The sequence below is a fragment of the Nocardia xishanensis NBRC 101358 genome (assembly GCF_001613365.1).
Taxonomy (GTDB): Bacteria; Actinomycetota; Actinomycetes; order Mycobacteriales; family Mycobacteriaceae; genus Nocardia; species Nocardia xishanensis.
This window is the reverse complement of sequence record NZ_BDCF01000032.1, coordinates 77,917-87,801: the sequence shown is the minus strand read 5'-3', so window position 1 is coordinate 87,801 and position 9,885 is coordinate 77,917. Positions and strand designations below refer to the sequence as shown.

Genomic DNA, 9,885 nt, shown 5'->3' with positions numbered 1-9,885 from the left:
GTCGAGGGCGTTCAGGTACCCGGTCGACAAGGTCGCGATGGCCTTGGTGCCCACCATCATCCGCGCTTCCTCGATGACCTTGAACATCTGCGCGATGCCGTTGTGCACGTCGCCGACCAGCCAGCCCTTGGCGGGGATGCCGTGGCCGCCGAAGGTCAGCTCGCAGGTCGCCGAGGCCTTCAGACCCATCTTGTGTTCGACGTTGGTGACGAAAACGCCGTTACGGTCACCGATTTCGCCGGTCTCGCTGTCGAAGTGGTACTTGGGCACCAGGAACAGGCTCAGCCCCTTGGTGCCGGGGCCCGCGCCCTCGGGTCGCGCGAGCACCTGGTGAACGATGTTTTCGAACAGGTCGTCGGAGTCGGCGGAGGTGATGAAGCGCTTGACACCTTCGATGTGCCAGGAGCCGTCCTCCTGCTCGACCGCCTTGGTGCGGCCCGCGCCCACATCGGAGCCCGCGTCGGGTTCGGTGAGCACCATGGTGGCGCCCCAGTTGCGTTCCACCGCGAGTTCGGCCCAGTGCCGTTGTTCTTCCGTGCCGATGGCATCGACGATGTCGGCCATGTTGGGTCCGGTCAGGTACATGTAGGCCGCGGGCTGGGCGCCGAGCACGAATTCGCTGATGGCCCAAGCCAGCATGCGCGGCGCGGCCACGCCGCCGATCGCTTCCGATTTGCCGATGCGCCACCATTCGCCGTCGTACCAGGCTCGCACCGACCGTTTGAAAGCGTCGGGCAGTCGCACCGAGTGCGTCTCCGGGTCGAAGACGGGCGGATTGCGATCGGTATCGGCGAAGGATTCGGCGACCGGTCCTTCGGCCAGCCGGGCGGCTTCGGCGAGCATGGTCCGCACGGTGTCGCCGTCCAGGTCGCCGAATGCTCCGGTCCGCAAGACCTCTTCGAGGCCGAATACCTCGAAGAGGTTGAACTCCAGGTCCCTGACATTGCTCTTGTAGTGCCCCACCGCCTGCCCTTCCAGAGAAACCCGGCCCGGCGGCCGAGTGTGTGCCGGGCGCACTCCAGTACGCCCCGCGGTGATTCTGGTGGCCGGGAATCAGCTACGCAAGTGTAAGTTAAGCACGACTAAGGTGACTTGTGTCATGTATCGGCCAAGTTCCCGCAGTTCAACGGTCATTAGAGGAGTAAGTTAATAGCCGATAAACTTCACGGTGCCGTCGGCGCGGCTGCTTCGGAGAGCGGTACCGAGAACGCGATCCGGTCGCCGACCGCGGCCAGCGCGTCGAGCAGGTCGCCGCGGCGCACGGATCGCGGATTGCGTACCGCGTCGATGACCACGGTCGAGATGGCCTGGATCAGCACCCGCGCCACCGGCAGCGACAACTCGCTGCGCGCCGATTGCAACATCCGAGCCCAGCCGAGCACGCCCTCGCGGTGCGTGCGGCGATACCGGCTCGCCTGCGGCGCCGGCAGGTGGCCGACCTCGCTGACCGTGGTGCCCAGCAGATCCGGCTCGTCAAGCGCGAATCGAACGTAGTACCGCAACAGCAGTCGCATCGACTCCCCGGCATCGCGGCCTTCGGCGAGGGCTCGCGAGGTGTAGAGCCGAATCCACTGATCGTTGCGTTCGATGATCTCGTTCAGCAGGTCGGATTTGCTCGCGAAGTGGTGGTAGAGCGCGGGTCCGCTGACCCCCACCGCCGCGCCGATGTCCTCGATGCCGACCGCCGCGTATCCGCGGGTGTTGAACAGGCGGGCCGCCGCGGCGATCATCCGCTCCGGCCGCACGGTGCGCTCGAAATCCGCGGTTCCGCCGGGCTGCGGAGCGCGGGTCGCCGGCCGGGCGTGCGGTACCTCCGGTGGCAGATCCGCGGTGATCAACGCGAGCACGGCTCCGTCGAGTACGTCGACGAAGGTCGTCGCGGGCAGGTCGACCTGATGGTAGGAGGGGCTGACGGCCACCGACAGAACGCACCAGCTCAGCAGTTCGACCTCCGGGGCGGACAGGTCGGGACGACGCACGCGGACGGCGCGGCGCAGATACCCGGTCAATCGCACCACCCGAACCAGGACGGCCTGGCGATCCTCGGGGCTGACGCTGCGAAATTCCAACTGCCACAGGCGCGGCAGCCCGCGTAGCTCCAGCGCGACCGCCACCAGTTCGGTGAGTACCCGCGTCTGCGGCTCCTCGGCGCGGGCGGCCTCGGCGAGCCGCGCGAGCGTGGTGTCGAGCCCGGTGAGCAGGCACTGCCCGAGCAGCTCCTGCTTGTTGCGGAAGTGACGGTACAGCGCGGTCGCCGAGATCCCCACCGCGGCGGCGATGTCGGCCATCGACGTGCCGTGATAGCCGGACTCGGCGAAGGCCGCACCCGCGGCACGCAGGATGGACGCCCGGCGATCACGGGGGCGTCGGCGTTTCGGGGGTTCGATCTTCGCGCTGCTGGTCATCGCCTCTAGTGTGGCCCAGCCTGCGACGGCCTCCGCGAGATACCTCCATCGAGTGATGGGCGGCGCCGTGGGATTGGTGTCGCTAGGGTTCTTCGTCGTAGCGGTTCGATTGTGCGGCCGGGGCGGCCGGGGAGGAGTGCTGTCGATGGTGAATCCGATACCGCCGGGTGGGTACGGGCCGCCCGGCCAGTCGAATCCGTATGGGGGTCAAGTGAACCCGCAGCAGAGTCAGCCGCATCCCCACTTCGGTCAACCGCACCCCTACGGCGCGCCGCCGCCCGGCGTACCCGCGCCGATGCCGTCCATGCCCGGTTACGGTCCACCGAGCCGACCGGCGAGCGGCGGCGCGATGGAGCGGGTCGCGGGCGGTCTGCTGCTGGTCGCCGCGTTGCTCGTCGTCGTCTTCCGGGTGGCCAACGCGTTGTCCTCGAGTTCGCGTTTCCTCTGGTCCGACATCGTGCTCGTGCTGATGATCCTGCTCGCGATCGTCACCGGTATCTGCGCGCTCGCGGGGATGGGCGCGCGGTATCCGGTGCTGCGCGCGCTCGCGGCGGTGGCGGCGGGCATGCTGCTGTCCGGCATGGTGGAAGCCGTGCTCAGTGCCGCACAGTTCGAATTCCTCTTCGAAGACACCTTCTGGTTGTCCATCCCCTGCGCGCTCGCCGCATTCGCCGCCACCCTCGCGACGGTGGTCGCTGCTGCGGTGGGGCGGACGACGCCCACGCCCGGAGGCCCCAGCGGCCAAGGGACGCACCAGTACCCGCCCCAGAACCAGCCGCCGCACTAGGTCCGAGCGCCCGTACGTCGCCCGATACGGAGGTAGTCGGCACGTGTGCTCGGTGAGGGGCAGCTGCTGAACTCGAATTGATAGGCAGATCGGTGACATGGCTATCGTGATCAGGCCCGGACGCCCGGATGAAGCGGCACTGCTCAGTGACCTCGCGCTACGGTCCAAAGGTTTCTGGGGCTACAGCGAAAAACTCCTCGACTCGTTTCGGCGTGAGCTGGCGCTGTCGCCTTCCGACGTCGTTGGCCTACGTACTGCCGTCGCCGAACTGCGCGGGACCGTCGTCGGCTTCGTAACCGTCGATGGTTCCGCGCCGACCGGTGATCTGGGAATGCTCTTCGTCGTGCCCGAGGCCATCGGCAACGGAGTCGGCACCGAACTGTTCCGACATGCGGTCGAGGTGGCGCGCGGTGCCGGATTCCGTCGGCTGGTCATCGAGTCGGACCCGAACGCGGAGCCGTTCTATCGCGCGATGGGCGCGATCAGAGTCGGGAGTACCGAGTCCGGATCGGTACCCGGGCGCGAGCTGCCGTTGCTGGAAGTGGACATCGTCCCGATTGCCGCCGCTCCCAGGACGGGGCCTCCCCGCGGAAGGCTCACAGGAGGTGCGGATCTCAGCGGGTGAAGACCGTTTTGTGGGCGGCGGTGAGCAGGGTGGTGAGTTCTGCGCCCGCGGCGTCGTCGAGGACGGCGAAGGCGGGGGTGATGAGGTCGTCGGTGAGGACTTCGGCGCGTTGCCAGCGGTCCTGCACGGTGGCGGTGATGTCCTCGAAGGGTTCGGGCCAGCCGTACCAGCGGGCCTGGCCGGGGCCGTCGTTGAACGAGGAGCCCGAGATCAGGACGGCCTGCAGCGGGGTGATGCCGCTGGCGCGGACGGCGAGCAGGTGCAGGCCGCCGCGGAGTTCGCGCAGGACATGGGCGAGTTGCGTGACCCTGGCTGGTGCGTCGGTGGGCAGCGGCAGCGCGCGCCAGCCGGCGAACAGCGGCACGCCGGCCGGATCGGCCGCGGCGACAACGACTTCCAGCAATTGCGCGAGACGTTCGACCTGTTCGAAATCGGCCAGCTTGCGGCGGCCGTAGTCCTGACAGGCGGCCAAGTAGCCCTCGGCCGCCTTGGCGGCGGGCATGGGGACCGATTCCCAGGCCTTGCGGATCGAATGGGCGGGGAAGAAGCCGAAGGCCGCGGTGACGACGTCGGCGTCCACGTCGCCGAGCACGCCGCCCCTGCCGCGGGTGTACGGGCCGAAGAACCCGTCGACTCCGGTAGTGCGCCCGAATTCCTTGGTCTCCCGGGAGAACATGAATCCCCCGCCGAGTTCCTGAACCTGCTTCTTGACCGCGGCGGCGACCGACACGTGCACTCCCTTTCGACGGACTGTATCCGCCGCCACACTATGTGATTCTTACACCGTATGGAACACCTGTGTCATGTCGCGGGCGCTCGGCAGGGGCGGTCCCGGAAAGGCGTATGAGGTGTCACCCCGTTCCATCCGGATCGTCTTGCGGGCGGCCGAGCTTCTCGATCAGGCTCGTCTTACTGGGCGGCCCGGAAGTGTTTGGCGGGATGCCGCACGGTAACCCAGTAACTGAGCGAAGTGTCGAGGAGAGAACCGATGAAGAGTGTTTTCGCGGTATCCACCGAGAGCTTCGCCGAGACCGTGCTCGGTGCCGGTAAGCCGGTGCTTGTCGTGTTCTCCGCTCCGTGGTGTGGCCCATGCCGTCGGGCGACCCCGCGGCTGCGCCAGATCGCCGACGAACTTTCCGATCGGCTCGTCGTCGTCAGCGTGAACGTGGAAGAGCACCCGGAGCTGGCCGAGCGGTACCGGGTGCGGGCGTTTCCCACGCTGGGCCTGTTCGTCGACGGCCGCCTCGTCCACCACAGCGTGGGCGTCGACCCGGTCCCGGAGTTCCTGGACGAGTTCGAGGACTATCTCCCTGACCGCTGAACGTCTTTCGATCGCCCAGCGCACCTGGCCTACCGGCTTGCGCCTCCGACCATGGGTCGAGATTCGCAGCCGCGGCGGACGCCGCGACTCAGCCGCGCAGCGCCGCGGTCAGGGTCGCGACGGCTTGGGCGACCGCCGCTTTGGCCGCGTGGGTGTCGTGCAACGCGTTGACCATCACGAAGTCGTGCACGATCCCGCCGTAGCGGGTCTGCGTCACCGGGACACCAGCCCGGCGCAGGTTACCGGCGAAGGCTTCGCCCTCGTCGCGCAGCACGTCGGCCTCGGCGGTGATGACCAGGGCGGGCGGCAGGCCGGTCAGCTGTTCGATGCCCGCGCGCAACGGCGACGCGGTGATCTGCGCCCGATCTTCTTCGCTGGTCGTGTACTGATCCCAGAACCAGCGCATTCCGTCGCGGGTCAGGAAGTACCCCTCGGCGAATTCGCGGTACGAGCCGGTGTCGAAGTTCGCGTCGGTCACCGGGTAGAACAGCACCTGCTGCAGGAAGGAGACGTCACCGCGCTCCTTCGCCATCAGGGTCAGCGCGATGGCCATGTTGCCGCCGACCGAGTCTCCCGCGATGGCGATGCGCGAGGAATCCAGGCCCATCGCGCCGCCGTCCGTGGTGATCCACTGCGCGACTCGGTAGGACTGTTCGTTCGCCACCGGGTAGCGCACGTCCGGCGAGCGGTCGTATTCGGGGAACACCACCGCGGCGTTCACGCCGACCGCGAGGTCGCGCACGAGCCGGTCGTGGGTGTGCGCGTCGCCGAAGACCCACCCGGCGCCGTGCGTGTAGAGGATGACGGGGAGCGGTCCGGCCGCCCCGACCGGTTTGACGATGCGCACCTGGACCGAGCCGGTGGGGCCGCCCTCGACGGTGATCCACTCCTCGTCGATCTCCGGCTTGAAGATGGGGCTGTCCTGCACGCCGTCGACCGCTTTGCGGCCCTCTTCCGGAGGCAGCTGGTACAGGAACGGCGGTTCGGAGGTCGCGTCGACGAACTCCTGCGCGGCGGGCTCGAGGGAAATACCGAGGGGGTTTCCGGCCATGGTCCTGCCTTTCGGCGTCGTGGGGGATGGGCCTCAAGTCTCGATGAAGCGGACGCGAACGCGCCCCAACCGTTGAGCCAAGTATCCGCCCGATTTGGGACACCGCACAGCAAATCCGCGGCCGAGATCAGCTGACGGCCGCGTACGCAGTCGAACGGAAGCGCTGCTGGTACTTGCGCGGCGAGACGCCCAGGCGCGCGATGAAGGCGCGGCGCATCGCCTCGGCGCTGCCGTATCCGGCGGCCATGGCGGCTTCGGTGACGCTGTAGCCCGCGTCGAGTTTGTCTCTGGCATAAGCGAATCGGACGAAGGCGACGTACTCCGCGGGTGTGCTCTCCAGTTCCGCGCGGAACAGCCGGGTCAGGTGCCGCGGGCTCACCCTGGCGTGCGAGGCGAGCGTTTTCACCGTGTACGGCTGGGCGGGATCGGCACAGATCAGGTTGGCGACCGCGCGGACGAGCGGGCTGCGCGGGACCGGTCCGCTGAGCGCCGCGGAGAACTGGGACTGTCCGCCGGCCCGCTGCATATAGACCAGCAACGATTGGGCGACCCGGCGCGCCACCGCGGCGCCATGGTCCTCCTCGACCAGCGCGAGCGCGAGATCGATGCCGGCGGCGACGCCCGCGGAGCTGTAGATGTGCCCGTCGCGCACGAAGATCGCGTCCGGATCCACGTCGACCGCGGGGAATTGGCGGCCCAGGTCCTTGGTGAATTTCCAGTGGGTGGTGGCGCGCCGCCCGTCCAGAAGTCCGAGGTGGGCGAGGATGGCGGCCCCGCTACAGATCGACGCGAGCCTGCGGGTGCGTTCCGCGAGATGGCGGGTGGCCCGCAACACCTCCGGCGTCACGAACTCGGCGGCGGGCAGCTCGCTGCCGGGGATGACGACGGTGTCGAAGCGGCCCGCGTCAGCCGCCGCGTGCGCCACGGCGACGCGCGCGCCGATCGAGGTCTGTACGTCGTCGCCGTCGGGCGAGACCAGCACCACCTCGTAGGCGGGCATCGACTGGTTGGCCTCGACGAACACCTCGGCCGGGCCCGCGAAATCGAGCATCTTGACCCCGTCGAAGATCAGGATTCCGATGCGCCGGCGTGACGAGGTGACCGCTCTGGAATTCATTTCGCACATTATTATGGAGGCGTGACTCCACAATCAACCGAGGCGACCGGAATGTGCCGCGTCTCATGCCGGCTCGGGACCCATCTCGCGGTCGATGGATGGCGTTGCTAGCGTGGACGAATGGGGCGCCCACGGCAGTTCGACGAGTCGGCGCTGCTCGACGTCGCCATCGAACTGTTCTGGACCGACGGATTCGACAGCACCTCGGTGGAGGGCGTGTCGGGTGCATCCGGCGTCGGCAACGGGAGCATCTACGCCGCCTACGGCAGCAAGATGGGACTGTTTCTCATGGCTTTCCATCGCTATTGCGAGCGGCGGGCCGAGTTCGTGCACGAGGTGCTCCGCGCCAATCCCGGCCCGCCCCGCACAGCGGTGCGCGCGTTCTTCGACGCGGTGATCGCCGACTGCCTCGCGCACCCGAACCGGCGCGGGTGCCTGATGCTCAACAGCATCGGCCAGCTCGGGCACCGGGTGCCGGAGGTCATCGCCATCAGCGACTGGACGACCGCGCGGATGGAGACCCACGTCGCCGACCGGCTGCGCGCCGACATCCCGCGAAAGGCGCTGGACGAGAACGAATTAGCGGCGCTCAGCTCGCACATCGTGCTGGTCTCCCAGGGGTTGATCCAATTGAGCCGGTTGGACGTCCCGCGGCAGCGTCTGCACGATGTCGCCGAAATCTCTTGTGCCGCTGTCCCGCAATGACCGGTAGGCGAAATCGCCCCTAGCGTCGTAGAGCCGGAGCGGTCCGGCGGGGATCGCTGAGGGGGTCCCTCCATCCGCGCCACCGCCATGAACATTCTGTTCACGCGTCTCCTGTCGGTCCAAGATCGGAAGTTTTCCGGCTTGTCCGGAAAGTTCCGCGCGGTCGCGTTTCACACCGCTATAACAGGTTCCAATTCACGTCTCGATGAGGAGGCCGCGTTGCCTGTTCGCACCCATGAAATGCCTGTAGTTCGCCGATCCGGCCGGGGGGTGAGCAGGCGCGGTTTCCTAGCTATAACAGGTTTCACCGCCGCCGCCGCGCTGGCGGGAAGGTCCATGGCGCGGGCAACCGCGGCGCCGCTGGCGGATGGGGAGAAGGTTCCCGCGCTTGTCATCGGTAGCGGGTATGGCGGATCGGTCGCCGCCCTGCGGCTCGCGCAGGCGGGGGTGGATGTGACCGTGGTGGAGATGGGCAAGTCGTGGACGACGCCCGGCTCCGACGGCAACATCTTCTGTCCCGTGCTGAAACCCGACGGGCGGTCCTACTGGCTGCGCGACCGCACCGATCAGCCGGTCGGCTACTTCGCGGGCAGCAGCTACAACAAGGACATCGAAAGATACACGGGCGTCCTGGATTCCGAGCGGTTCAGCGGGATTCGCGTCTATCAGGGCCGGGGCGTCGGCGGTGGCTCGTTGGTCAATGGCGGTATGGCGGTGACGCCCAAGCGAGAGAACTTCGCGGCCATCCTGCCCTCGGTGAACGCCGACGAGATGTACAACGTCTACTATCCGCGGGCCAATACCGGTCTCGGCGTGAACAATATCGACCAGACCTGGTTCGAGAGCGCGGAGTGCTACCAATTCGCTCGCGTGGGGCGCAAACACGCGGAACGCTCCGGCTTCGGCTGGACCTTCGTGCCGAATGTCTACGACTTCGAGTACATGAAGAAGGAGCAGGCCGAGCAGGTCACCCGGTCGGCGCTGGCCGGTGAGGTCATCTACGGCAACAACCACGGCAAGCGGTCGCTGGACAAGACGTATTTGGCCGCGGCCACCGCGACCGGAAAGGTGCGCATCACGCCCATGCACATCGTCACCGCCGTATCGCCAGCGGAAGGCGGCTATCGGGTGGAGATGAACGAAATCAACACCAGCGGCGCCACCGTGGCGACCAAAGCCGTTGTGGCGCAAAAGGTGTTCTTCGCGGCGGGCAGTATCGGCACCTCGAAGCTGCTGGTTTCCATGAAGGCGCAGGGCAAACTGCCTGACCTGCCCGATGCCGTCGGCAAGAAGTGGGGCAACAACGGCAATGTGATGGTGGGCCGCGCCAATCACATGTGGGACGGCACCGGCGTACTGCAATCCAGCATGCCGTGTCTGGGTATCGACAACTGGGCCGATACGGGCGGCCCGGCCTTCGCCGAGGTCGCGCCCTTCCCCGCGGGGCTGGAGACCTACGTCAGCCTGTATCTGGCGATCACCAAGAACCCCAATCGCGGCCAGTTCACCTTCGACTCCGGTACCGGCAAGGTCGATCTGAGCTGGCAGACCTCGCAGAACCAGTACTCCATCGATGCCGCCAAGCGCATATTCGACAAGATCAACAAGAAGGAAGGCACGATCTACCGGACCGACCTCTTCGGCGTCTACAAAACCTGGGGCGACGACTTCACCTATCACCCGCTGGGCGGTTGCGTGCTCAGCGAGGCGACCGACAACTACGGTCGCCTCCCCGGCTACACCGGGCTCTACGTCATCGACGGCTCGCTGATTCCGGGCAATACCAGCGTCAACCCCTTCGTCACCATAACGGCTCTGGCGGAACGGAATATCGAGAACATCGTGACCAGCGATCTGTGAATTCGAGGGCGCGG

General features: G+C 67.2%; 10 protein-coding genes. 5 read left to right on the top strand and 5 right to left on the bottom strand.

The window, feature by feature from the left end; translation table 11 throughout:
* Both NX1_RS23355 and NX1_RS23350 read right to left on the bottom strand, forming a co-directional pair.
* Positions 1-963 (bottom strand): acyl-CoA dehydrogenase family protein (locus NX1_RS23355; RefSeq protein ID WP_169812272.1); only part of this gene is annotated, 963 nt, incomplete at its 3' end.
* A 200-nt stretch (positions 964-1,163) separates the two neighbouring features.
* Complete coding sequence (locus tag NX1_RS23350) at positions 1,164-2,405, bottom strand: TetR/AcrR family transcriptional regulator (RefSeq protein WP_068063299.1); 1,242 nt, start codon at positions 2,403-2,405, stop codon at positions 1,164-1,166.
* A gap of 145 nt (positions 2,406-2,550) precedes the next feature.
* Between NX1_RS23350 and NX1_RS23345 the strand changes: the two genes are divergently transcribed.
* Together NX1_RS23345 and NX1_RS23340 are read left to right on the top strand one after the other, a co-directional pair.
* Entirely contained in the window at positions 2,551-3,192 is a 642-nt protein-coding gene (locus tag NX1_RS23345) for a hypothetical protein (protein WP_157119980.1), read from the top strand.
* 97 nt (positions 3,193-3,289) lie between these two features.
* The gene (locus NX1_RS23340; protein ID WP_068063295.1) at positions 3,290-3,817 is read left to right on the top strand and encodes a GNAT family N-acetyltransferase; all 528 of its coding nucleotides are present in this window, start codon (positions 3,290-3,292) and stop codon (positions 3,815-3,817) included.
* Here the strand turns inward: NX1_RS23340 and NX1_RS23335 are convergent.
* The gene (locus NX1_RS23335; RefSeq protein ID WP_068063293.1) at positions 3,807-4,547 is read right to left on the bottom strand and encodes an SCO6745 family protein; all 741 of its coding nucleotides are present in this window, start codon (positions 4,545-4,547) and stop codon (positions 3,807-3,809) included. The two genes, NX1_RS23340 and NX1_RS23335, sit on opposite strands and share 11 nt — an antisense overlap.
* A 258-nt stretch (positions 4,548-4,805) precedes the next feature.
* Here NX1_RS23335 and NX1_RS23330 point away from each other — a divergent pair, with 258 nt between their 5' ends.
* On the top strand, positions 4,806-5,138 hold the full coding sequence (locus NX1_RS23330; RefSeq protein ID WP_068063290.1) for a thioredoxin family protein: 333 nt from the start codon (positions 4,806-4,808) through the stop codon (positions 5,136-5,138).
* Between the two features lie 88 nt (positions 5,139-5,226).
* Here NX1_RS23330 and NX1_RS23325 read toward each other — a convergent pair whose 3' ends face one another.
* Positions 5,227-6,189: an alpha/beta hydrolase gene (locus NX1_RS23325; protein ID WP_068063288.1), complete on the bottom strand. Its 963-nt coding sequence runs from the start codon at positions 6,187-6,189 to the stop codon at positions 5,227-5,229.
* A gap of 127 nt (positions 6,190-6,316) precedes the next feature.
* Positions 6,317-7,306 (bottom strand): GlxA family transcriptional regulator, encoded by a 990-nt coding sequence (locus tag NX1_RS23320; protein ID WP_068063286.1) that lies wholly within the window; start codon positions 7,304-7,306, stop codon positions 6,317-6,319.
* A gap of 120 nt (positions 7,307-7,426) precedes the next feature.
* Here NX1_RS23320 and NX1_RS23315 point away from each other — a divergent pair, with 120 nt between their 5' ends.
* Both NX1_RS23315 and NX1_RS23310 read left to right on the top strand, forming a co-directional pair.
* The gene (locus NX1_RS23315; protein ID WP_084501690.1) at positions 7,427-8,011 is read left to right on the top strand and encodes a TetR/AcrR family transcriptional regulator; all 585 of its coding nucleotides are present in this window, start codon (positions 7,427-7,429) and stop codon (positions 8,009-8,011) included.
* A 336-nt stretch (positions 8,012-8,347) separates the two neighbouring features.
* A complete protein-coding gene (locus NX1_RS23310; RefSeq protein ID WP_245668643.1) occupies positions 8,348-9,871 on the top strand; it encodes a GMC oxidoreductase in 1,524 nt (507 codons plus the stop codon).
* Positions 9,872-9,885 lie beyond the last annotated feature (14 nt).